At 43.9% G+C, this 26655-nt stretch carries 16 protein-coding genes; 10 read left to right on the top strand and 6 right to left on the bottom strand.

The window, feature by feature from the left end:
* The 7 genes from HY811_04570 (at position 1) to HY811_04540 (ending at position 8906) form a co-directional block, all read left to right on the top strand.
* On the top strand, positions 1–1650 hold the full coding sequence (locus tag HY811_04570; GenBank protein MBI4834079.1) for a UbiA family prenyltransferase: 1650 nt from the start codon (positions 1–3) through the stop codon (positions 1648–1650).
* A 28-nt stretch (positions 1651–1678) separates the two neighbouring features.
* A complete protein-coding gene (locus HY811_04565; GenBank protein ID MBI4834078.1) occupies positions 1679–2074 on the top strand; it encodes an STAS domain-containing protein in 396 nt (131 codons plus the stop codon).
* Between the two features lie 112 nt (positions 2075–2186).
* Positions 2187–4184, top strand: coding sequence for a HEAT repeat domain-containing protein (locus HY811_04560; GenBank protein MBI4834077.1), 1998 nt, complete (start codon positions 2187–2189; stop codon positions 4182–4184).
* Between the two features lie 18 nt (positions 4185–4202).
* Complete coding sequence (locus HY811_04555) at positions 4203–4715, top strand: hypothetical protein (GenBank protein MBI4834076.1); 513 nt, start codon at positions 4203–4205, stop codon at positions 4713–4715.
* 15 nt (positions 4716–4730) lie between these two features.
* Positions 4731–6941, top strand: coding sequence for a hypothetical protein (locus tag HY811_04550; GenBank protein MBI4834075.1), 2211 nt, complete (start codon positions 4731–4733; stop codon positions 6939–6941).
* Positions 6942–7316: 375 nt separating this feature from the next.
* Positions 7317–7733 carry a hypothetical protein gene (locus tag HY811_04545; protein ID MBI4834074.1) on the top strand — a complete coding sequence of 139 codons (417 nt, stop codon included), beginning with the start codon at positions 7317–7319 and terminating at the stop codon, positions 7731–7733.
* A gap of 90 nt (positions 7734–7823) precedes the next feature.
* Positions 7824–8906 carry a hypothetical protein gene (locus HY811_04540; protein ID MBI4834073.1) on the top strand — a complete coding sequence of 361 codons (1083 nt, stop codon included), beginning with the start codon at positions 7824–7826 and terminating at the stop codon, positions 8904–8906.
* Positions 8907–9143: 237 nt separating this feature from the next.
* Here HY811_04540 and HY811_04535 read toward each other — a convergent pair whose 3' ends face one another.
* The 5 genes from HY811_04535 to HY811_04515 all read right to left on the bottom strand — a co-directional run bounded on the left by HY811_04535 (position 9144) and on the right by HY811_04515 (position 21852).
* Entirely contained in the window at positions 9144–9776 is a 633-nt protein-coding gene (locus HY811_04535) for a hypothetical protein (GenBank protein MBI4834072.1), read from the bottom strand.
* Positions 9777–9781: 5 nt separating this feature from the next.
* The gene (locus HY811_04530; GenBank protein ID MBI4834071.1) at positions 9782–12919 is read right to left on the bottom strand and encodes a hypothetical protein; all 3138 of its coding nucleotides are present in this window, start codon (positions 12917–12919) and stop codon (positions 9782–9784) included.
* Positions 12904–18462 carry a PQQ-binding-like beta-propeller repeat protein gene (locus HY811_04525; GenBank protein MBI4834070.1) on the bottom strand — a complete coding sequence of 1853 codons (5559 nt, stop codon included), beginning with the start codon at positions 18460–18462 and terminating at the stop codon, positions 12904–12906. The genes HY811_04530 and HY811_04525 overlap by 16 nt, the downstream gene beginning before the upstream one ends.
* 486 nt (positions 18463–18948) lie before the next feature.
* Positions 18949–20037, bottom strand: a complete 1089-nt coding sequence (locus HY811_04520; GenBank protein MBI4834069.1) for a hydroxymethylglutaryl-CoA synthase — start codon at positions 20035–20037, stop codon at positions 18949–18951.
* A 339-nt stretch (positions 20038–20376) separates the two neighbouring features.
* Positions 20377–21852, bottom strand: coding sequence for a hypothetical protein (locus HY811_04515; GenBank protein MBI4834068.1), 1476 nt, complete (start codon positions 21850–21852; stop codon positions 20377–20379).
* Positions 21853–22030: 178 nt separating this feature from the next.
* Here HY811_04515 and HY811_04510 point away from each other — a divergent pair, with 178 nt between their 5' ends.
* The 3 genes from HY811_04510 to HY811_04500 all read left to right on the top strand — a co-directional run bounded on the left by HY811_04510 (position 22031) and on the right by HY811_04500 (position 24642).
* Positions 22031–22588, top strand: coding sequence for a sigma-70 family RNA polymerase sigma factor (locus HY811_04510; GenBank protein ID MBI4834067.1), 558 nt, complete (start codon positions 22031–22033; stop codon positions 22586–22588).
* A complete protein-coding gene (locus HY811_04505; GenBank protein ID MBI4834066.1) occupies positions 22585–23403 on the top strand; it encodes a zf-HC2 domain-containing protein in 819 nt (272 codons plus the stop codon). Before HY811_04510 ends, HY811_04505 begins: the two co-directional genes overlap by 4 nt.
* A gap of 96 nt (positions 23404–23499) precedes the next feature.
* On the top strand, positions 23500–24642 hold the full coding sequence (locus HY811_04500; protein MBI4834065.1) for a tetratricopeptide repeat protein: 1143 nt from the start codon (positions 23500–23502) through the stop codon (positions 24640–24642).
* A gap of 569 nt (positions 24643–25211) precedes the next feature.
* On the opposite strand, the gene HY811_04495 is transcribed toward HY811_04500, so the two are convergent.
* Positions 25212–26450, bottom strand: a complete 1239-nt coding sequence (locus tag HY811_04495) for a PD40 domain-containing protein (GenBank protein MBI4834064.1) — start codon at positions 26448–26450, stop codon at positions 25212–25214.
* Positions 26451–26655: the final 205 nt, after the last annotated feature.

Below are 26655 nucleotides of genomic sequence, written 5' to 3'. Positions count from 1 at the left end.
ATGAAACCGTTTTTTAAAACTGTTTTTGATAAGTTAAAAAGATTTATTGATTCGATTGAATCAACTAACATCGGTTTTGGCTGGTGGATGGTCACTTTTGCTTGCATTATAGCTATCCGTAATTTCCTTGAAGGCGTTTTGGAATGCGATAAAACTATCGGGTTTGTTGACCAGCCGTACTCGTCTATTATTAGGTTCTTTGGGCATTATTCCTTGTTCTATATTAGCCAGGCGCTCATTTTGGCAATCATACTTCGGCTTCTGACAAAAGAACGGATAGAAAAAGTAACCAAAACCGTAATAGTATTCTGGACTATTACTTGCTGTGTTCCTATCTTTGATTTCTTTATCTCCGGCGGTAAAGGTGCGAATATCATATATTTTCACACAATTAATGAAGTCTGGCGTTTCTTCATTTATTGCGCCAATCCATGGGTGGATTTTTCACAAAATGCTTCACCCGGAATCAGGGTGGAATTTGTCACGGTAACGATATTAGCCATTATATATGTATATATCAAGACCCAAAACTGGATTAAATCTATTTCCGGCGCGATTATATTCTATCTGACTTTTGTTTTTTACGCCGGTGGTTTCTTTGCCATTATAACCCATCTCTGGAATTCAGTTTTCCCGCATCTTCCGCCAGCAAATATGCCGACGCCTTTTGAGAAAATGTTTTTTACCCCAAGTTTACTGCTTGTGCTGGATGAAAAACCGGGCTTGATTTTCCTGCTCGTTATTGTTGTTGCGTTATTTACCTGGTTTTTATTATACGACCGCAAGAAATGCGCCGCTTTCTTACATAATATAAGGTTAACCAGATGTGTCCATTACTGTGGATTAGTCGTTGGCGGCATCATATTAGGATATCTTGTTGAGGGTAAAAATTTACCGGGAGTTTTCGGCAACCCCCTGGACTATCTTGCTTGTGTGAGTGTGTCTTTGGCTCTATTCTTTGGGATTCAATCCCTGATAGTCGTCAATGACATTGTTGATGTTGAAAGCGACCGCATCTCTAATCAAGACCGGCCGCTGGTTCAGGGGGCTATCCCGTTAGCCGAATACAAAATTATCGGGATAGTTTGTTTCTTCCTGATGGTTTATTTTTCAATCAACGTTTCTCATGTCTCCTTGATGATTCTGCTTTTCTTCATGGCTTTATATATTGTTTATTCCATTCCGCCTTTCCGCCTAAAGCGTGTTTTCCCGCTTAATATGATGGTAATAGGGATAAACTCATTAGTGGCGATGCTGTTGGGGTATTCTCTTTTAGGGGGCGCAAAAACCGTAGAGAAATTTCCAAAGGAGTTTATGATATTGATTCCGCTTGTGTTTTTCCTGGCGGCTAATATTATTACCATTAAGGACATCAAAGCGGATAAGCAGGATGGCGTGATTACCCTGCCTGTTTTATTCGGGGAAAAATACGGCAAACTGGTTATTGCCGGCCTTGTTTTGCTGTCGTATCTTATCGTCCCCTTGGGCTTAAACATGCCGCAACTATGGGTTGTTTCCATCCTTTTTGGGATACTGGCGGTTTTATTAGTTCTGGAAAAAGCATGGAATGAAAATATGTTCTTTATCAATTATTTTATTTGCTTGGTAATAATGTTTTCTTCGCTCTTGATTAGCGGAAAGTATAATTAATGGCCAGTTTTTTAAATAGGAATAAATAATGGAAAATTTAGAAATTAAAACACAAACAGATAAAAACGGCGCGGTAACAGTCACGCTTTCAGGCTCGCTTGATATATACGCAATGGCCAAGCTGGACGCAACTTTTAATAACCTTCTGGGTAAAAAACAGTATAAAATTGCGATAGATTTATCCGGTGTTGATTATTTAGGCAGTGCCTGCGCTGGAGTCTTTATTAAAGCTTATGGCGTTATTGCGGAAAATAACGGTAAAATCGTATTGATCAACCCCCAGCCAAATGTTCGGGATGTTTTTGATCTTCTTGGCATATCTAAAGTTTTTTCTGTTGTTACCGGCAATAAAAAATTATGCCTCCCGCACACCTCTATTAGTTTTTGGGATCTTCTGCATAGTTCTGAAAATATCCATGGATGATTTATAAAAAGTTAGTGAAAGGAAAAATTAAAAAATGGGGAAAAGTAGACTGCTTTTAGGGGTAGAAATTTTATTGGGAGCATGCCTTCTGGTCTTAATGATAATTCCCGCTATGGCATGGTGTCCTTGTGGGCAAGATAATCCTCCTCGTTACTGGCAGCAGTTAAAAGAGTTGAGCGAGCGATATGGTAACAAGAAACCCGACCCTGCCCCTTCGCCAACACCGCAACAAACAACTCCTGTACAACCGGCTCCCCAGCCTGAAACTAAACCATCTGAGACCCCAGCTCCAGAACTTAAACCTTCGGAAACTAAACCGCTTCCGCAGCCTGAAACCGTCCAACCGGCTCCGCAATCGGAACCTGTTCAACCGACGCCTGCTCCAGCTCCGGCAGTAACCCCGGATCCAGAGCCCAGTGTAACTCAACCGCCTGTTGAGACTCCGAATTCAACCCCCGACCCTAAACAAAATCCAGGTGTTAAACCTCCTGATAATAAAAATGCGCCCAAGCCGCCGTCTCCTCCTCCAAGGCCGCCAGCCGGGACGGGTCTTGAGCCGTTGGTTTTTAATCCAATAGCTTCTGTTCCCATGTGGGAAAACTGGTGGTCAAGGAATCGTCTTTATTATCTTTCTTTTAAAAAACAAATTCAATGGGAGGATGTCCCTTCAAGCAAGCCAACCGATGGCACCATCTCGGTAGAAATGAATGCTAATTCTGTCAGCAAACAGGCTCTGGATACTTTAATAAAGTGTTTAAAAGAAGATGTCAGCCCGTTCATCCGGGCGAATGCCGCTTTGGCTTTGGGAAAGTTTAAGCATAAGAACGCGGTGGCGGCTTTAAAAGATGCAATGCTTAATGACGACACGCTTGATGTGAAGAATATTGCGGCCTTATCATTGGGTATCATGGGCGAAGAGTCTGTTGTTGATAATTTAAAAGCAATTTTATTGAACGAGACCAACCAGCGTTCACAGATGATTAGCCAGGCTTATGCCGCCCTGGCGCTTGGGTTTATAAAAACCGAAGCTTCTATCAATACGCTTAAGGATGCCCTGAATCTTAATAAAAAACTCCATAAGGAAGTCCAATGTTCGGCGGTTCTTTCCCTGGGTAATTTACAGGATAAATCGCTGGTTGATTTTATCGGTAAAATACTTACGAATGAGGCATACGACGAAACCGTCCGTTCATACGCCGCGATAGCCCTGGGTCGCGTTAAAGATGAATCAATTTTACCCTGCCTCAAAAAAGCAATGAATGCGCGCGAAATTCCAGTAAGGTCAGGAATCGCCATAGCGCTTGGATTGCTTGCCTCGCCTAAGGGTAAGCCAGAACTTCTTACTTTATTGCGGGATAAATCAACGGAAGTCCAGGCATTTGCCGCGATTTCTTTGGCTCAGCTTGGCGATAATAGTGTTTATAACGAATTGATCGCCCTCACTAAAAAAATCGATTTCAATATAGAAGGAATAGCGTTTCTTTCAATCGGTATACTGGGAAATAAAACCGCTTTGCCGGAGCTTCAGAAAATAGCCATTAAAAAAACCAAACCCCTGTCGCGCGGCGCGGCCATACTGGCATTGGGATTGATGAAGGATTCGACTTCAGTTAATGCCTTGATTGAAATTGTTAAAAAGGAGGCTTTTTCTGACCCCATAAGTTGGAATTATGCGGTTTTGGCTTTGGGAATGCTGGGCGACCCCAAAGCCGTTCCTGCGCTGGAGGAAGCTTTCAAGAAAGCTCAGGAACGTATTGATTTGGCTGTAACCGGATACAATAACTTAACGGTAGCTTTAGCCATGCTTGGGAAACGGCAGGAAGTTCTGGATATATTATACAAACAAATTCAAAATAAACTTACACCTGTTGAAATAAAAACGAGAGCTCTCCACGGCATAGGTTATATCGGCGAAAAAAACTCCATTGACCACCTGGTGAAATTCTATAATAACGAAAAGAATGATGACCTGCGGTTATATTCTGTATTTGCTTTGGGGTTTATCCTGGATAAAAGTGATATCAACCCGCTTTATAAGATTACCGGTAATATGAATTTTAAGATTAAGATGCTGATTCAGGACCATATATTTTTCAGTAAACCGGATTAAAAAACAGGAGATAACTTTATGAAAAAAATGATATCGGTTTGTTTAAGGACAACAGTGTTTGTTGTTGCAGCGTTTGTCTTGTTAATCGTCTTTCCCGGATGCGTCTCGTCTGGAGCGCCAAGCGTGAAAACGCCGGAAAAACAAAATCCTTGGGAAACGACGGACCAAACAGACGAACATGTTTGTTTGGGGATTTCTTTGGTAGAAGATGATGCGGTTATTTTTGATGATTCAATAGCTTGCATTAATAAAAAGGAAACTGGTTTTCTTCAGACAAAAGATGATAATTTGGTCTTTAGCGTCCGGCCTGAAATATGTGTTGATGGGGCTATCAGGGTGGAAGCAAAATTCCGTGATAAATACTGCGAAAAAAACACCCTCGCTCTTTCGGTAACTCTTCTGAATAATGAAAAAGGTTGCATCGGTTCCTGGGATAAGAATCCTGATGGCAGTATTAAGGGATTGCGCCTTAGTATTACTCCGTATATGCTGGTGCGTAATGCGCCACCGGAAATAATAGATGCTTTTTAATTGAAAGGAAAATTCATGAAAAAACATTGGAAATTAACAATCGGCATTCTTTGTATTCTTTGCGTCTCTGCGGTGAATTCTCCCGCATTCTCCGATAGCTGGTCGCAGACGGACTTCAATTCCGGCTCGTTCAACGGCACCGTAAGCGCCACCGGCTCGGCGGATGTCACCCTTGCCTCCGGCGCTATCGGTACCGGCGCGGATGGCGCGCTTAATATCAACTCGGCTGATTTCAATATCAATACCCAAACCCAGCAGGGCGGGCGCACGGCTGGAGATGCCGTTAATTTCGTTGCCGATGCCACTAACGGCGTTATTGACAGTTTGGATAATTCTATCGTTTTGACAGCCGCACCGACCGGATTAGCAATCAATGACGAAGTCCTTGTCATCAATCTCAAAGGCACTTCCGGTGATTACGCCAATGTCGGAAAATACGAAACCAAATTTATTTCCGCTATTAATGGTAATACCCTTACCTTTAGCCAGCCTATTTCCAATACTTATGGAGATGCCTCAACCCAGAAGATAATGGTCCAGCGCGTGCCGAATTATACGGATGTTACCATCAATGCCGGTTATGTCATGACGGCAACCGCCTGGGATGGGACAAAGGGCGGTGTGATTTTCTTTAAGGCATCAGGAACTGTTACAGTTGCCGGAACTATTTCTGCTAATGGATTAGGGTTTTTGGGCGGAACACAACCTGGCACCGGCGTTTCATACGGCGGAGAAACCTACAATGGAAAAGGAGGAGCCGGCTATAGCCAGCCTGCTACTATGCAAGGCGGTGGTGGTGGCGGAACTGCTTATGCTGGAGTACCTGGCACAGGCACTATTGGTAGCGGCGGTGCTGGCGGCGGTTGTGGTTGGATATCCGGCACCACTTACGGCGGCTATCCAGGATATGGCGGCGGCGGCGGTTATGGAACTGCCGGAGGCGGCGGAAAGTTTGGAGCTGGAAATGGTACTAATCCAGCAGGACAAAACGGCGCTATGGGGACTACCGGCGCATCAGGACAATATGCCTCGGGCGGAAACGGTGGTCCTTGCGGTGGTTCCGCATATTATTGCGGAGCCGGTGGCGGTGGCGGTGGTGGTTCTGTTGGCTTTACTGATCTTAGGCTATTATTTTCTGGTAGCGGTGGAGGCGCAGGTGGATATCTAACACTAGCACTAAATGCTAAAGGCGGTTACGGCGGCGGTATTATCGTCATCAAGGCATCTCAAATCTCCGTTACCGGTTTAATTGTTTGCAACGGAACTAATGGAATAAGCACTGTTGACAGCACAGGAGGAGGCGGTTCCGGCGGCTCGGTTTGTTTGATTGGTAATAGTTTAACTTTAGGCGCTAATCTGGTTACCGCATTGGGCGGAACAGGCGGCGGTGGCCTCGGCGCTGGAGGGGTCGGAAGGATTGCCGTTTTAGGAACTGCAACCGGTTCGACTAATCCGGTTTATGCAACCGCGGTTGATGGCTTTTCAGTCCCATACCAGTCATCAGGAAATTATATTTCTCCGGTAATTAATCCGGAAGGCGTTACATCGTGGGGCGTATTAACCTATACGGTATATTCGCCGACCGATACTTCCATGGCCATAGATGTTTTAAAGGCGCTGGATAATTCTCTACTCGTTTCCAATGTGGCTTCAGGAACTGATTTATCTGCTGTTCTCCCGCAACCAATGTGTTATGCGCTTAAATTGCGTGCTAATTTTTCAACCTCGGTGACATCCCAAACTCCAAAGCTTTTGGATTGGGGGTTAAATTATGCGATTGGCGGGCTTACGGTAACAACGACCAACTGGACCGATGTGTGTCAGGGACAGGCCATCCAGATGGGGCAATCCATTGCACACATCAAGTTTGATGCCAAAACTACAGGCGGAACTGCCCGCTGGAAGCGGTTCCGGATTGATAAGGGATTGAAAGGATACACCAATAGCGCTTGTCCTGATTGCAAAATAGAGGTCCAGGTCTGGTGCGATGCAAACGGGAACGGATTTTGGGACAGCGGCGATACGCTTATCAGCAAGGGCAATTTCTCCAACGGCACCTGTTGGCTCAATATGAAAAAGTGGCAGGTGACGACCACTCAAAAGACTTATTACATTGTATATAAACTGGCAAATGATATTAGCGGCGGTACTCGTGCCGGAGTAAAAATTACGGATAGCTCTTATTTAGAGTTTGAGGATGCAACGTGTGTAGGCGTACCACCGTAGTCTATTTAAGAAAGGAGGTAAGACATCTCAACCAGAAATGAGGACATCCCAATACGGGATGAAGACATCCTGACATGGGACGAAGACATCTTAACTTAGGATTAGGACATCCTGACTTAGGACTAAGACATCCTGATGCAGGATGAGGACATCTTGGCACGGGATGAAGACATCCTAAGCCGGGATGAGGACATCCTGGCCTGTAGGTATAGCACAAAAAGCCCTAAAGAATTCCCCAACTATTAGTAAAATTATGAGCCGTTATATCATAAGATTCAGAATACCAGCGCCCGGACCGGCGGCGATGTCACCGCCCACCGCGACTGCCGTAAGCGCTATGCCGCGGCCTGGCGTAAATTCCACAAGGAATATGTCGTGAGTAATTCCCACATTTCCAAGAATGACCTGCGGATGCTGGTCGGCAAGGAGTATGATCTTGAGCCCACCCCGCGCGGCAAGATTGAACTGGTGCCTTATATCTTCCTGAAGGCGCTCGGCGGCGGCGTGATTGAGGTGCGCTCCCAGACCGAAAAAGACGCCACCCGAGTCAGTATGCATAAATTGGCAGACGGAATTGAATGCCGGTGGACACTCGTTCCCAAGGGCGAGATGCCGCCTGAAGGCGTAGATGACGTCAAAAAAACCGTGGTCTCCAGAAAGGCGCGCTTTACCATTGATTGCGGCGACAAGAATGCCGGGGATAGTTTCTACGGCTTCTTCCGCTGGGTGAACACAAGCATCCCGGCCAACTCCGGACTCTGGACCAAGGCAATGAAAGCGGTCATTGCGTGATTTATTAGTAAGATATTAAGATGATAAGTTGATAAGGGAAGAACACACTTATTAACGTATAATCGTATCAACTTATACGAGTATATTTGTATGGCATTAAATCCAGGTGAAGTCAAAACAGAAAACATCGCCAGCGAAGCAGTGACCACACCAAAGATTGGGGAGTTACAGGTTACCAGTTCTAAGTTACAAGACGGAAGTGTCAAGACAGAGAAATTAGCTACTGGTGCGGTGACCGGTTCTAAACTGGCTGATAATGCCGTGACCGGCTCCAAACTCAGGGACGGCGCGGTCAAGTCTGAAAAAATCGCCGCCGGTGCAATAACCACCTCAAAGATAGGGGAGTTACAAGTTACCGGTTCCAGAATACAAGACAAAGCGATAACGACAGAAAAGATTGCCGGGAGCGCCATAACCACGGAGAAAATTGCCAATGGCTCGGTCACTCCGGCAAAATTATCTTTCACTCCGCCCGCCGTGGCGCGTCCTCTTGTGCCACCCTTGGTCGCCGCCGAATTAGGCACCAATTGTGTGGAGGAGGATAAGATTGCCCCAAACGCCGTAACCGTAACCAAGATTGCAGACAACGCAATAGAGACCGCTAAGATAAAAAACCAAGCCGTGACCGGCGCGAAGGTCAAGGACTACGATATCGGATATACCCAAATCGCCTCCAACAGCATTAATCGGGAGAAGATTATTAATGGAGAAGTAACCAGTGATAAGTTAGCAGTGAACAGTGTGGAGACGGATAAAATCAAGGATGGCGCGGTCACCCCGGCGAAGCTTTCATTTACTCCGGGCGGGGCGCAAATCGTCAATTTCGGACAGAACCTTCCGGTCTACCAGAACGCGGGGAGTGATGATTTCGGCTTGCAGGTCGATTTATCCGCGCTTGTGCCGGACGGGGCAAAGGCGGTCTTTATAGAACTGGAGCATCAGGCGGGTGAAGCGATGACCTTTGCCGCGATTGCCTCTGTGGGCGGGCCGGGCAATTACTACGCCTGCCGGGCGACACTGCATGCCGGAACGCAGGCGGATGGTTACCCTTCATGCAATGCGGGCAAGGTGGAACTGGCCGTCAAGACCCCGACCAGGAAGGTATTCGTGAGTGCCGAGAGAAATGGGATTACGACGACGGTGAATGTGTATCTTTTAGGCTGGATCGCCTAAAAGGCATATTAAGGAAAAATCCCTTTCCTAGCGGAAGGGATGCACGGATATTATGGAACAATCCCTTGCAGCCGCAAGGGACGTCACTTCGTTCCGGGTAGATGCGAGTGGGTTATTTGAAGTATCCCGATGCTTTAGTGTCCCGTGACATTCGTCACGGGACGTCCGATTGATTATAACTGGTAGGACGGGGGCCAGGACGCCCAATCGATTAAAGTTGGTAGGGGCGGCAGCCGCTTAGAACCTTAAGGAAACGTTTAGGCCCAGCGCCCACATGTCCATATCTATCTTTACGCCGGGCAATTCGCTTCGTCCTTGAATCTGCCAAACCTTAAAATCATCCATCATCCAATCGCGATAGATATCAAATGAGAAAGAAAGGCTTCTTTCAGAAAGATACCTTAAACCAGCGGCCAAATGAGCACCCCAAGTAACATCAGTCCGGACAAAAATCTTCTGTCCATATTGGGCGGCAATCTCATCGGTCGTGCGATAGTAATTCAAACCAAAACCGAAATACGGGGTGATTTCAGCGCCTGACGCTAAATTCTGAAACAGGGTCGGCCTGAAAGTCATTGAGCGCAAACGGCCTATATTCTGGCCGCTATCCAAAACATCATATGCCAAATATCCAAAGGCCAGCCTTAATCCACTGTCACGGTTCATCATATGGGTCGCCGTAAAATTAAACCATTCTAAATCCGTGGTATTATGGCTACCACTCCATTTGAAGATAGGCTGAATCCCCAATTCTAAGGTTTCCGCCAAGGCATATTTTTCCATGAATGCTTCGGTCCCTGTTCTTTCTTCATCTTCACAATAAGCTTTACCCGCAACAGGCACAAACAGTAAAATAAAAACTATCATCATAATAATTACCTAGAAAAAGTCCCGACAAACCTGATAAACGGTCCGGTGACTTTATAATCATTATCATTTATCAAATCATCGGTAAAGTCAGTAAAATTATACCCGATTCCCAATTGCGCGTATTCGTTTATCTTATACATCGCTTCCACCAGCATTCCTGTTTTCTTGTCATCGGCTAACTTTTGCTCCAACACCCGGTATTCCACTCCCGCATCCCATTTGTTTATCACATGATAATTAATCCGGCTTATCCATAATATCGTATCGCTATCCGTATAAGCGCGTCCGCCTACCTTTTCCTGTCCATTCTTAAAGGCGTATTTGCCCACTACCTGGCACCAAGGCAGATCATACGCGCCTTCCAATGCGTATACCGATGCCCGTTCTTTGGTTATATCCAAGGGGTCTATATTCGCCGCTGTCCCGGCAAGCTTGGTCTGCGGATGCTGGTCTATCAAATACGTATATTTCCCTATCAGATTAAGCTTGTCCCAGCTTACAGGACGGAATGCCAGTCCAACCCCAGACTCCTTAAATAATCCTTCTATCTCATCGGTCGTATCGTTTTCTGTCCGTGACCACTTTAAACGCCCTAATATAGAGAAATCATGCGTTAATTTATATTTTATGTCGTTTGATGTCGTATATTGCGTCCGGTCTGATACGCCTTCATCCAGCCGACCTTCCAGCTTGGTCCCGAATACAAGGCTTTCTTTATCATTATATCCTAAGTTAATGCTTCCGCTCTTCCTTACCGTATCTGTCCCGTCAAAGTTATTCACCATGCCACGCTCAAAACTGCAACCCAGCCGCCATTTATCATCAAGACTGCTTTCCTGTCCAACAGCCTCGGCAGTTGCCACGGATGATGGAGAAGTCTGGTATTGCTCCTGCACATATACCCTGGTCTCGGGTGTCAACTGGCTGGATAAACCTCCTGTCGTAGTCGTTGTCCGGACCGGATTAGCACCGCTGGTTACCCCGTAACTGAAATTAGTAAATACATTCGTCTTTTCCGATACATTTGATGTAATTCCCAATAATACCGAGTTACCGGTCGTCCCGCTTGTTCCCTGCAAATTGGTATGCATTCCCTTCATCACTTCGGCGCTTGCACCCAAAGTCGTCTGGTGGTTTGTATCTCCCTTTAATGTCGCCTGCTGCTCCATATATAAGTTAAACTTATCTGTCAGTTTATATCCGGCCCTTAAGGCACCTAACGCCGTATCACGGTTGCTTTCGCTTGTGGTATTAGCCAGGGTGTCTTCCACGCTCTGGTAACGGTATTCACCGGTCAGGCTTAACCGGTTTTTCTGATATATTCCCTGCAAGCTCGTTACCCTAGTCTTCTGTCCTCCGACTAATGCCCCTGAAACAAGGTTATACTGCCTCAATAATTCCTGTGCATCGTATTTAATAAGGACACTCAACTCATCAGTCAGTCTGGTTAATGCATTAAAGCCGTATTTCTCCGTACCCTGATGGATAAATGTGCCTGAACTTATAAATCCCGGTCTTAATCTCTGGTAATAGCCACCCGTATCCACTTTTTCCAAAGGCTTTGAGCTTACCCTTACCTGATAACCGCTGCCTTCTGTCGTAGGACCGTTCGTTACCGTATCAAAGCTTAATCCACCGTTAAGTGAAATATGATTGGGTATTCCACGGGACTCTGATTCAGCATATTCACCAGTGATTGTCGTATCTTTCGGCAGGCTCCATTTTATATCGGCTCCCTGAAGCATATAATCCGTATCATCCTCTTCCTCTGATACGGCGCTTACACCTATCTTTATATCCTTGGTGGGGGAGTGCTCAATTCTTCCGCCGTATGTCCCTTCATTTAAATGCAGCCTATCCGGCTCGTATTCGTAATCAACCACTACATATACCGGACTGCCATCCAGTATGCCTGTCGATATTATCGTATCAGATGATTCCACGGACTGTATCGGATAGTTAAACATTATCCGGCCGTTACCGTAATCTATTTCATAATCAATTCCCATAACCTTGGTAACCCTTGAAAGCATCATGTTACTTACCTTATCGCGTACTTCAACGGACACCCGTTCCGACCCTGCCACGATATTATTATGCTTTAGGTAATAGAATGATCCACCGGTCGCCTTAAGCTCGTTATGCGCAGCTATCTGGTACGCCTGCGCCCCGAACAGTTTTACCCCGGTATTAGGTAAGAGGAAGTATTCTCCTTGTCCGGAAACATTATTATTCAGTTTGAATTCCACCCCGTATAATGTACGGTTATAATTCAAAAGCTCCGTCCCATTTAAGTCAGTTTGGTAATTACCTAAGAGGAAGCTTGAATTAGAAGGCAGATGCTCTCCTTTTAAATATAATAAACCTTGGGTATTGGTCGCATCCCAGCTTATTGTGGAATCATCCCCGTAATTCGGGTAATACTTATCGGGGTCTATATACCGGTATAACTCACGGTATCTATTGCGCTTGGAATCAAATGACGAAGTCACGCGGTACCTTCGGTTATCCGTGGTATATTTTAAATAATAAGCCATCCTACCCCTGGAATAAAAACCGTCATCATAGGCATCATCATGAGCTACCGGGTCAAGATTACCGGTAGAATTATTATATCCGGCAACTCCTTCTCCCAATGCCAGTATCGTCAAATCAGGCTCTCCTTCGGTAACATCAGATCCCTTGCCCTCTGATCCTGATACGTTTCCGCCCTTTATCACCCCAAAGTTAACCTTACATAACAACCCTTCGGTTACTCTTACCACCTTCGGGTTTTCGCTTACATCTATTTTCCTAGAACTCTTATTGGAATTCTCGCTATTTCCCGGTACCGAAACAAGCCTCAAAAGGTGGGTGCCGGGTATTACTCCGGGCACGTGGTATTTGCCGTCTTTATCAGTCACCACGATAGTACCGTCTTCCATTATTATCCTGGCATGGCCTATTCCATTTTCGCCGTCATCCTGCATCCCGTTTCCGTTTGAATCATCGAACACTTTGCCGATTATCGTACCCAAGTCAAATAACGGGTCGGGTACGACTAAAACCGTTTCCTTTGCCACGTTGGATGTTTTCCACTGGGTATCAAAATAATTGGCTACTGCCTTGTTTTCGTATTTGCCGAAAGTTACTCCGCTTCCCACCACCAATTGGTACGATACAGCAACGTAGAACCTTTTATGTATTTAAATCCGTAAGGAATACGGTCGTATATCAACGTCTGAAGCGACGGGTCTATACCGCTGTTTTTCACCGTTACCTTGTATGTAACCACGTCCCCAATACTTACTCTCTGCTTGTTGGATTCCTTCGTGACCGTAATATCAGCAGGGTCAATGCCGACCCTAAATAATCGCCCGTTGAAAGAACCAACTATCACCTTGCCTCCGCTCGCATATTGTCCTAAAGCAGGAGAGGAATGCACAGAACTTTCTATCCCATAAGTCGCATTCAAATCTCCAACTGTAAAACCCATTAAACCAAACGGAACACCTATTGGAACATAGTGTGGATAAGCCCATTGAAGCGCAGCTTCAGCCCCATTCCATGGAGCAAAAGGACCTCCTACACCAGATGTTCTTAAACACCAGATACGGGCTCCGTTAGCGCCACCTGAATATGTCCCAAAATAAAGTAATCCCGAAGCATTGGAAATAATAGGCGATGATTGTATACCGCCGCTTTGAGTATTGTATCCCCACCTTATCCCTCCGTTAGCAGCAACAGAATATAACAGCCCAGCAGCAGTTCCGACATAAACATTATTAGCACTATCCAAAGCCGGCGATGAATACTCAATTGCACCAACACCAACCGGCCATCCAAGTATAGGATTACCGGTAACAGCATCAAGGCAATATAAATTTCCGTTAACCGAACAGAAATAAACCCTGTTGTTTGTCCCGATGGCAGGCGAAGAACGAATAGCTCCTGCTGGAGCTGTCTGGTATGACCAACTTTCTGATCCGTTTGAATTTATCGCATATAAAACTCCGTCATTAGAACCAATGTAAATAATAGAAGTAGTGGCTCCAGTAGCCGTCAACGCAGGTGATGACCAAATTTCACCGCCTGTTTGGAAACGCCAGCGAAATGTTCCACGCGCATTAAGCGAATACAGATTTCCGTCTATACAACCAAAATAAATATTGCTCTGGGAATCAATATTAGGGGAGGAATAAATTGCTTCAGTAGTGGGAACTTGATAAGTCCAAAGAAGAGTAGGACTTCCTCCATTATCAACCAATGCATATACATATCCACCCATATCACCAAAATAAATGGTTCCATCAGCCCCTATAGCAGGAGAAGATTGAATATCATCCCCCTCAGCAGTTGGATATGTCCACCTTATAGTCCCGTTGCTTGCCATGGCATACAAATTACCATTATTACAGCCAAAATATATCACGCCATTGCTGCCGATAGCAGGTGATGACCAAATCTGATCCCCAGTGAAAGTATTCGCAGCCGGAGTATTGGTTGATGGTCCTCCATACGAATTAAGCCCGGTTTGAGCCTGATTATAATGGAATCTTGGACTCGGGGTATTGGCTAATCCACCTATAATCAGGCCTATCGCATATACTTTATTGTCTTCTGACACTGTGATAACGCTGCCGTTTTCGGCAACAACTGGAGAAGACCTGATATTACCCGATGTCTGGAATGTAAATCTTAAACTGCCGTTACTGTTAAAACCGTATAAACGAGAATCTTCTGAACCGACATAAACCATACCATCTATATCAACCACAGGAGAAGAATGGACAAAATCACCTGTCACATAACCCCACCTACCATCACCAGCATTTATACCAAAAGCTGGATAAGCATTTAAATAAAGTCCATATATCCTACCGTTGTAACATCCGAAATAAATGGTAGGCGTAGTAACTCCTGGCCCCTCATCTATCGCAGCTGTAGAATAAATCAACTCTGAAGAAGTTATTGATAACCCAAAGAGATTGTCATTAACTCCCGTAGTAAAAGACCATAGCTGATTAGGGGATCCCGCCCCATCATCTCGAACACAATGAAACACACCCGCATCATCTCCGAAATAAATAAATCCATTCATGCCAAGTGTTGGCGACGCACGAACGCCCGTAGATCCGGTATTAAAAAACCATTTCAAAGAACCGTTTGAAGTGTTCACAGCATAAAGTCTTCCGTCATCACATCCGAAATAAACAGTGCTCATATCTGCAGAAATGGCAGGGGAAGAACGAACCGGTTGTCCATTAGGAGTAGTATACGCCCATCTAAAAGTCCCATCCGCATTTATGGCATAAAGCTTACCGTCATTTGAACCTACATAAATCGTTCCGTCACGGGCTATAGATGGGGACGAATAAATAAGGCTGCCTGTTATATATTTCCACTTCAAGGTTCCGCCAGGATTAAGCGCATAAAGGTAATTATCGTCACTTCCGACATAAATAGTTCCATCACGCCCTATAGCCGGAGACGAATTTATTGCACCCCCTGTCTGGTAAGACCATTTAAACGCACCTATACTATCCAGCACGTATAATTTGCCGTCACGGCAACCAAGATATATATTTCCATCCATATCTAGGGCAGGCGATGATTCTGAAATATCACCTAATGTAAACTCCCACCTTTTAGTATTATTAAGAGGACCCGGATATTGCTCTCGTCCCGTATGCCATATGTCTTTATGAAACATTGGGCTGGGAGATGCCATCAATCCCCCGATACTCGGATACTCTAAAGCATAAAGCCTTCCATTATTGGCTCCTATGTATATTGTCCCATCTGAATCAATAACCGGTGAGGTGCGAATAGAGTTACCTAAAATAGCATTCCATGTCCATCTTAATGTTCCATCGTTCAGGAAGGCATAAAGACTCCCATTATCAGTGGTAATATACACCGAACCATCAGCTCCAACTATTGAAGAAGAAACAATATTCCCTAAATTTCCGTATTGTGTAGAATCCCAAATTTGTAATCCAGTTGAGGCTGTTAAGGCCCTTAATATTCCATCAGCCCCTCCAATATAAACATAGCCATCTATTGAAAATGCAGGCGAAGAAATAATTGCTCCGCCTACTGTATATGTCCATCTTAACGTTCCATTTGGGTTGATCGCATATAATTTAGTATCCCCAGACCCGAAATATATTGTTCCGTCATCTCCGATTGCAGCAGAAGAACGGACATAATCTATGGTGTCATAAGTCCAAGTGGCGGTTATAACGCCGCTCACATCGGTTGGGGTAACCGCGTATAAGCGGTGGTCATCACAACCGACATATACGGTTCCATCTATCCCAATGGTGGGGGAGGAATCTACGATACCGTTAGTTGGCAAATACCATTTAACATTTCCATCCGGTGTTATCGCATATAATCTTTCGCTGGCAGAAGCTCCGACATAAATCGTTCCATCCGGCCCGATTACTGGAGAAGAATCAAAAACGGTTCCTGTACGAGGCGCACCACTTAATGCACGACTCCATATTTCCGTTCCACTCGTATTCACTGCATACAACCTGTCATTCTGGTCAACGAAATAAATAACACCATCCACATCTATTGCCGGAGAGGAGCGTACATTTGCGCTTGCGGTAAAAGTAAACACCGAACTCCCGTCCGTCGCCTTTACCGCAACCAAGTTGTTTCCCGAACCAAAATAAAGAACCCAGTCTTTCCCTATGGTTGTTGAAGAAACAAGGGGAACACCCGTCGCATAGCTCCATCTGATTGTCGGTGTATAAGGAGAAGCTGTATAAAGACTTTGTCCGGTCCTTTGAGCATCGCACCTGAATACAGGGCAGGATGAAGTTTCTAAAACGCCACCCGTTATATCTACCGTTCTGGTAGTTGTAGCAGTTATACCGCTTGTATCAATAATTTCCAGCCTGATTGTTTTTGTTCCTAATGTACTATATTGATGAGTTGCGGTCTTGGTAATTACATACCCAGCTATGGGGGAATCCCATGTTCCATCGTTTTCCCAATCCCATCTGACCTGCAATAAACTCCCACTTCCTGTTCCATCTTGAGGATCTGTTGAAGCAGAAGCATCCACACTATAGACCGTCATTTTTCCTCCGGAAGTAGGATTTACCGTAAAAGATGCAGTAGGGGTCTCGTTGACAAAAATCTGGGTTGTTTCTGTATCGGTTAATCCATTTGTATCGGTCACTTCCAGCTTAATAGTCTTATATCCTCCGGTAGTATAAGTTCTAGTGGCAACTTTATTCGTACTAAGTGCAGTATCATAAACGCCGTCGTTTTCCCAATCCCATCTGACGCGTAAAGCGCTTAACGAATCCTGTGGATCAGTAGAAGCAGAAGCATCAGCGGTAAAAACAGTGGTGTTAATAATTCCACTCGTTGGGGTAACCGTAAAAGCTGCAGTAGGGGGGGCGAATACAAGAGTGCTGGTAACCGATGTCCAAAATCCTAACGTATCTGTAACTTCAAGCTTAGCAACATAATTCACCCCAGTAGTGACATAATCTGTAACTACTGTTTTATTATATGAATAAAGCGTATCGTAAAAGCCATCATTTGTATAATCCCATCTTACCCTTAAATTAGCAGTCGTATCTTCAGTATCAGTAGATGCAGACGCGTCTAGAGTAATCGACAGTCCGCCCGGAACAACAGACCCTACCGTATAATTAAACACGGGGTTTGGCGAATTAACGGTTCGAGTTATCGATGCAGTCAAACCAACTGAATCTCTTACCTGAAGAATTATATTATTGGTAGTGCTCATCGGATTAGCATATCCGTTTATGGCGGTTTTAGACGTACTGTAAGCAGTATCCCACGTACCATCTCCTTCAAAATCCCAGGCTACCTGCAAAGCACTTGAGCTGTCCTGGGCATCCGCAGAAATGCTGGCATCAAGCAGAAGATACACAAGATTGCTTTGGGTAATTGGAGTTAATGCGCTGATAGTAAAATCAGGCGTAGGCGTCGATAGGTTTAAGGTTGTGCTTGACGTCAATCCGCCTGTATCTAAAACCTGAAGGGTAACCGTCCTTACCTGTACCATAGGCTTATTAAACTGAACGGTTGCTGTTTTTGTAGTCGAATAATTAGTATCCCAAACTCCATCGCTGTTCCAATCCCATCTTACCTGCAAACTCGCCACGTTATCCTGAACATCTGAAGATGCAGAAGCATTGGCCTGTATAGAAATGGTGGTCGACGTTTCAGATGTAACCAATAAGGTAAATGAAGCGGTAGGTGCCGTATTATTTTGCGCTACGTCAGATGCAAGAACAGGAGAAGGTCTTTGTTCGGTCTGCTGTCTAAAAACTAATACAACCGTCGCCGCCGTTATACCGGCAAACCATGCAAAAGTCATAGGACTCAATCCGGCTATGGTTGTTTTAGGAGCTGTTCGGCGGCTATAGGTTTGTGCGAATATCTTCAATGGAGAAAAACTAAATAATTGAGACGTTGCTTTTACAAAACCGGATGGAATTGGTATAAGATCATCATCGCTATATATCTTATTCTCCACATCTTGTTGAGCAACAGACACATCAGAATCATTAGCCAAAAGGGGATTATTAACATGCTTTTGATCAACGTTATGACTGCTTACCTGCATGGAATCATTTATACTACAGGAAAGCAACATACTGCTAAGTATGATAAAAAACACCAGATAAATTATACGCGTAAAGTTTCTCATAGAATAATATTATACTATCAAATTTAATCAATAAAAGCAAGACATATTCTTGATAAAACAGCTATTCGCATAAAACATATGTCCGATAATATATATTATGTTGCCTACTCCTAATACGCTTAAACCAATTGCTATACGCAAAAAGCTACTCACGCCCAAAAATGTGGACTTAGGCAAAAACACGCTATTTCGCCTTGCAATCATTTCTTTCATACCACCTATTATATCAATCTGAATAGACATTCAATATATATTATTAGCAATATCCATGCCAATTATGCTTTAATTTTCTATTTATCTTTAAAAATATTCATCAACTCAAATATATTGAAAATAATCTTAATAATAATATGAAATCACTATGCGTTAAAGGCTCTTTACATCATTTTACGTAAATTCTTTTTACATACTGCTATCGTTTTTTTACATCTAATTACGCCAAAACCTATTAAATTAAGCTATCTTTTATGTAATCATCTTTAACATTTATAGATAATTGGTCATCATAAACGGTGACCGTATATACTTATATTCGTATTTAGAGGCAACCGCATAATCTATCATAAGTTTATCATCTATCTGCTCCATAACCAACCCTTTTTTAGGTCGTTTTGACTCAATAGCATCCGTAGTCATTAATGACAAACAATCGCTTCCCGCGCCGTAGCCATACGAAGCCACTAAAACACGCTCCTTGGGATTAGCATTATCCAGGATATGAGCTAAAGGAATAAGGACTCCGGCTGAACCACAATCGCCTATGGACGGGGTCAAGACATTCTGCATAACAGAAAACATATCCAACCCAAGTTTTCCGGCCGCCATCATCGGCTGGATCCCGTTCGCCTGATGAATCGCCACGTAATTAAAATCTTTATTGGGGTTCAAATTGAGTTTGGCAAATAATCTTTCTCCTGCCGGCACTATATGTTCAAGCAAACCCCATGCTGAAACATATCCAATCCACCCGCCGCCTAATTGTATATACCTTTCGCCTTCCGGCCTGAAATAATCAGAAAGATCGGAGCTGTATGAAACAAATCCTTCCATCTTCGCGATGATATTCTCTTTACCAACCACACAGGCAAAAGCACCGGCTGACGCGGCATACTCCATCTGCGTACCCGGTGGGAAATGTCGATTCAATGTATCCGAACCAATGGCAATTGCGTAATCCATTAATCCGGCTGAAACCATTGCATAAGCTGTAATTATCGCGGACGTTCCTGATTTTCCACCAAACTGGATATCATAAGAAACTATATCGCCTTTCAAGCCCAACGCATCCTGAACAACCGTTGCAGCGGGTTTTGTTGCATAAGGATTTGTGCACGAACCGAAAAACAACCCGCCGATTGATTTCCTATCCAAGCCTGAACGATCCAGCGCCATCTGCGCCGCGTTCACTGCCAAAGAAATCGAATCCTCATCTGGCATCAAAACCGCGCGTTCCTTCAAGCTGAACTTATCGAATATTTCAGGCGTCACATTACGCCAGACCCGATAAATCTCTTGAACATCAATCCTGTGTTTTGGAATACACGTCCCGTAACTTACTATGCCTGTTTCCATCATTCACTCCCCGCCAAAGGCGAAGCTCGTCCCGACAAATCGGGGCGGCCTATCAAATCAATTACGATAAATATTACACACTTTTAAGAGGCCCCAATCTAACATCTACCATTTGTTTTTGCAAAATAATTAGGCTTAAAAACACTTAAACATTTACATTTATACTTTATGTATACATGATTAATGCCTTTTTAGATTTACTCTCCACCATTCCTCTTACAACCAGGGCTTCACTTGGATTTAAAAATAAACGTCTTTCAAAGACAAAAAACACACCTTCTAAAGCTTTCGATTTATCTAAAGGTATGCGTGCTTTCGAAAAAAAACTTATAATACGCCCTACTATTTGCCGCCCGACCCTTCAATTATTTCAAAAACTGTTGTATTTCCGATAGCCTCGCCTTTCCAGATAGAAACTTTTTCCTCTGTGCCATAAAACTCTCCGGATTCACCGGTGCCGGTTTCCTTTAATAACTTAATTTCCCCCATATCCGCCCTGTAACCGACTGTTATTTTATAATCGCCTGCCCCCTTCTTAAAATTATCAATGGCGACAGGCTCACAGATTGTTTCCCCGGGCATCAGTTCAACCGCCTCAAACTCGTTGTCCATCATCGTAAACCAGGTTTCGGAAAATCCACCGTTTCCAACCGCGCCTACCAAAACATTTCCTTTATTCTCAATAACCGCCCATAATGGATATCCATATTTTTCGTGTTTGGTCAGTTTTATTATCTCGTTAGCCGTATTGGTAAAGCTTACCGCAAACTTTATCACCTCGCCTGCATTAAACTGCGCCTTTTCAAAATCGGTTATTATTTTCAGCCCGTTTACTGGCTGTGTATTTCCCTTGTCCGTTTTCGGGAACTCCAGCGCCTGGACGTAATAAGTAGCGCTGACCGTCCCGTTAAAGGGATTAAGCAAATCATATGTTTCAATATACCCTTTGTTGTTTGGACTGTCATTCTCCCATTTTTTAAGTGATTCTACGACTGCTGATTTACCGCTTTTATAGAAACCAATGGCGGTTACTTTCATGAATAATTCATCCGGGGATGCGCTGTTAACCGCGCCCTCTATAGATTCCCCCGGAGCCAACAGGATAAAATCCTTTAACGGATTAGGCAAAACAACTTTTCCCATTAGCCTCATCCTCCCGTCTCCCCAAACACGGCCACGCCCTCCCCCGCCACCAGTCTCACTAATATGCGGACCGCAATTCGTCTTTTTTATATCCAGATGAGTATCATAGGACGGGTAATATTTATTTACGGCGCTTTTGGCAATCCAAAAAGGCTTAGTATCAATATTAGTCACCTTAACTTTAAACTCAAGTTTCGCTCCGACAGTCGAGGTAATGAGCGGCGGAGCGATAAAAGACATCTCCAGTTTCCCCGGTGCTGCAGAAAGTATTTTCTTTAGTGAATAAGCCGGTATTATTTTCAATACCTCATCCAACGCTTTACAACGCTCGTCGTCGTTTCTGGATTTTAATTTCTCAAGTAACGGCTCAACGATCTTTTTTAGAGCCGGTAAAATCATCCCTGTTTCTTTTGCAATAAGCCTGGCACGCAGTCTTACTTCCGCGTCTTCGGAATCGCAGGCCTTTTCCAACAAAGGCCAGACAGGCTCCCCTATTTCTATCAAACGACGCATCGCAAAATCCCTGGTATCAAAATCATTATCGCCCAGTTGCCCCATAAGTTTCTGCATTTCCGCATCCCCTTCAGCAGCCTGTCCTTCCCCTGCATACATCCATATACTCAAACCAAAAATCATCCAGAATATGATTACAATAAATGAAGTGTTTTTTCTCATACGATTCTCCTCCTATATTATATAAACGTAAAAAACACGCTTTGGTTCAAAAAATATCGGGAATAAACAAAAAATACTTACTCCATACTAAAACACATTATTGATAAACCATCCAAGTAAAAACATTTAATATTATTTAATTTTGTAATATTTCAAACGGGTTGTAACATTAATATATATGGATAGTAAACAGGCGCATTTTCTAGAGTTGCTGGCTCCTCTGAAACAGCCTTTATCAGGATATGTAAAACATCTCTTGTGGAAAAGAGATGATATGGAAGATGCCCTGCAAAACGTCCTAACAGAAGCATATGAGAAACTCGCTCACTTTAAGGAAGGAACTGATTTTAAAAGCTGGATTTTCCAAATAGCCACTTTTACCGTGTTTAATATGAACAGAAAATACAACAAAGAATCCAACAGGATGGTCAAGCTGGATGATGAGACCTGTTTGACTGCCCCACAACAAACGGATAACCCGGATTATCTTAAACTGCTGGAAGGCAGCGACCGGATTCTGGAAAAAATCTCCGATGAAGTAAAAACATCACTCTCTGTTTTAAACGATAACGAACGCTCGGTATTTTTACTGCGTTCATTGGCGGGGCTGGATTATGCCCAAATCGCCCAAACACTCGAAATACCAATCGGCAGCGTTATGGGTAATCTGGCGCGTTCCCGCATAAAACTAAGAAGCAAACTCCTTAATTATGCCAAAGAACAAGGTGTATTATGATTAACTGCTCAAATATTAAAGAACACCTGAACCGGTATTTGGATAAAGAACCGGATGCCGCGACGGATTCGGCCGTAAAAGAACACCTTTCAAAATGCCCGTCATGCCGCGCTTGGTTTGATAAAGAAGCCAGGCTTGAAAAGAACCTGGTTAAAATACTTGCCCAAACGTCTGGAAATGATGCTGAAATTTGGGCGAAAGCAATAGATTCACTCGGGGACTCCGGGCTGAAAAAACGCCTCTTAAATTACTTCGTCCCGATTGCATCCGCCGCGCTTATTATGATTACTCTCGGGATGCTATTGTTATTTCCGCCTGCATCATCTTCACTTGATTTATTAGAAGCTGCCGAGCAAATCCATCAATCAGTCCTCCGTCCGAATTTCCGGCTTGATTTAAAAACAGATTCACCTGAAACATTGAATAAATACTTTAATGCACAATATAAGGGAGAAACGCCTGACTGTAACACTTACACAACATGCAAAAAGGATTGCAGCCTCAGAGGCGGACGTATGTGCACATTGAAACAACGGCAGGCAATGCATATTGTCATAGATTATAACTCTATCCCGGTATCAATCCTGGTGTTACCAAAAGACGACTTGAATGCTTTCCCTGAAGCCGAAGCGCGCCTAGAAAAATGCTATGAAATTTATACGGCTAAATCAAAAGGATTCAACTATGCACTGGTTCGTATCGGGCCGAATATCGTTTGTGCTATCGGCGAAGTGGAGCAAGAAATATTGAAACAGTTGCTAATAGACATGGGGGCAACTGACAAAAAATGCAATAAATGTTTAAAACAACAATAGAATTTAAAGGAGGTGATAATTGATGTGCGGATGTTGTTGCGGAAAGAAAGCCAAGAAAACAAAGAAAAGTAAAAAATAGATAGAAAGGAACAGAAAATGAAAAGGATATTACATATTGTGCTGGCCATGTGGATGCTTATAGCAGTTGCCGCCTGCCAGCAAACAACCACCCAAAGCACTACCACGGCGAAAAATACCGGTACGCTACCTGCTAAAAACACCGAAACCGCCGCCTCCAACGAGAAATGCCCCATACAGGAAATGGGGATTCCCTGCGAAAGCGACGGGGAAAAATGCCCGATAGCCGAAGGGAAAGGCCCCTGTGATAATTGCAAGTCAAAAGCCGGACAGATAGAAGAAAAAATGCAAACATTATCCCAACAGTGGGGAATGGCTTTACAAGCAGAGGACTACGATAAAGCGCTTGGTATCTTAAAGCAAATGGATGAAACACTCTCCAACAATTCCAATGTTAAAGCAAGTTTCGCTTATACTTATACCCTCAAGGGTGATTATGACAACTCGCTTGCTATCTACAATGAAATGCTCAAAGATTTTCCGGATAACCCGAACTTACTCGGTAATATCGCCAATATCTACACCATGAAAGGCGATAATGACAAGGCTCTGGGAATTTATAACAAGCTTCTTGAACGTTTCCCTAATGAACCGAGCATAACCGATGCCGTAGCCTGCACCTACATGAAAAAAGGCGACTACGATAAAACCATCGAGCTTTACAATAATCTTCTTAAAGCAGAACCAAAGGCAACATTTGCATATTACAATATGTGCTGTGCGTATTCCTTGAAAGGCAGTAAAAAAGAAGCCTGTGAATACCTTAATAAATCCGTCGAAAGCGGTTATTTCGACTGGAAACACATGGAAAAGGATACGGATTTGGATAATATCCGCGGGGAAGATGCATACAAAAAGATTCTCGGAACCTTGAAAACCAACTATCCCGACGGGACACAAGGCGGTTGCGGAGGTGATTGCGATAGCTGCCCGGTAAAAGAAATAGAAAAAAAGTCCCAAGAAGGCCACAAACACATGCATGATGGCTGTGACCAGTGCCCTGACCATGATAAATGCTTAAAGGAAGGCAAATGCGCCGGCGATTGCGATAAGAAAATGAAAGATGCGAAAAACAGCAAATGCACCGGTGATTGCGATCATAAAGACGGCAAAGAAGACCCAAAATGCGGTGACAATTGTGAGCATAAGAATAAAAAATAAAATACTATCAATAGCAATGGGGGAAAGCCATGCTTTCCCCCATTTTTCACTCCCCCACTAATTAAAACCATATGGACTCTATGAATCCTATACGTAGTGCCAGCAAAGCCCTGACCCTGCGGGAAACTATTGAGTCTCTTTTTTATTTTCACTCCACCACTTTTCTATATTTTGAATAGCCTTTTCCCTATCTGCTTCACTTGCCTGTTCATCAAACTCAAAGGTTTTACCGGAAACACCCTGCAGTGTCAACAATGCTGTTTTACGGATGCCCGGTAAGCCATCCCGTAGTTTCTATATCAATAATGCGTGCTTTCTTGTCTCTCCATTTTGGCAAGGTAACGTATGGCATTCCGGCGATAAGAAGGCAATTCGGTATGAACTAACTTTCAATATATATCAAAAGATTTAGCGAAGCCAAATAATTAATTGTTTTATTCATATTAAAGCGCCTAGATTATTTAACTGGTGATATGATAGCACGGTATGCGAAAAATCACCGGAAAACCATCCACCTTAGAAACCCTGACTATTGCCCTATAAATTCTTTAACTATATACGCAGGATTTTTACTTCTTTTCGGAAAGAGGAGCGATAAATTCTTCCAGCTCAGTCGGTTTCCAGGACGGCGCGGTATTAAAATTATCCTCATCAACTGGGGTCAAAAGCGTGACTTTTTTCCCCTCTGCATCCACGACGGCTACGCCAATATGCTGGTTCGTCAGTATGGCGAAAGTAATCACCGCTCCGTCCGGACTCCAGGAAGGACGCATATCCATCACCTGCTCATCAGTCAGGCGCTTCTGATTCTTTCCGTCGGCATCTAACACATGAAGCTCTATATTGGAAACAACCGCTAATTTACTTCCATCAGGGCTCCATGCTATGTTCGAAGTTTCTTTTAGTCCGTCAAAGAGCCTGTTCTGATTCCGGCCATCGGCATCCATAGTGTATATTCCCGGATTATCGCCGCCCATTGAAGCAAAAGAGATTTTACTGCCGTCCGGACTCCAGGAAGGCGAATTGTTATAACCCATGTCATTTGTTAACCGGGTTTGGTTTTTACCGTCCGCATCCATCACATAAATCTCGAATTCGCCATCGCGGTCAGAAACAAAAGCGATTTTCGTCCCGTCCGGGCTCCATGCCGGTTTAATATTATGGCCTTTATTGGTTAATTTCAACTGGTTCTTCACCTCGCATCCGTTCACACTTTCCACTAAATCAGCTACATAAATATCCATTTTTTCTTCTACGCCGCCGCTGAAAGCAATTTTGCTGCCGTCATGGTTAGAGGCAGGACAATCCTTTTGCGTATTATCTTTGGTTATTTCCTGCCGGTTCTGCCCATCTGCATCCATAAGGTATATCTGCGTCCCTTTATTAATATCTATAAATAAAATCTTTGGACATGTAAGCGAGTAAAGATAGCGGCATATCATCTTTGTGCGCAGAACCACTTCCGGGTCAGAATCCCGTCGCCCTTCCCAAATCACCTCTATTAACTTTTGGATTTCTTCTTTCAGTTCCGTCAGTTTACGCTCAACCGAGGGATTCTTTTCCTTCCGGAGTGTTTTCTTTGCTCTACGATATTCCTGGAATAGCTTCTCGGCTCCGGATTGCAAAGCGATATGGGCAGCCTCACGCACATCCCAATCATTATCGCCCAGTTGAAGCATTAGTTTATTATAATTATTGCCGTCGGCTGGTTCCGGCACAGAAACCGTTTGGGTCTCCGCCGGACGGCCAAAATCAACCGCGCCGAAAATCACCGTCACTGCCATTATTACTAACACGATACGTCCCATGTTATTCTCCATAATCAAATACGTGTTATATCAAACTTAACCAGTAACCCCTATCGATATTAGAACATAAAAGGAAATTAAATCAAGAAAAAATTATTCTACGGAAAAACAACCCCTCTCCCCTATTTCCCCGGGACTCTATGGACTCCACAAACTCTTCGGACTCCATGGACTCCGCGAACCCTATAAACTCTAGATTTTACCC

Source organism: Planctomycetota bacterium (assembly GCA_016207825.1).
Classification (GTDB): Bacteria; Planctomycetota; MHYJ01; order JACQXL01; family JACQZI01; genus JACQZI01.
This window is presented reverse-complemented; position numbering and strand designations above follow the sequence as displayed.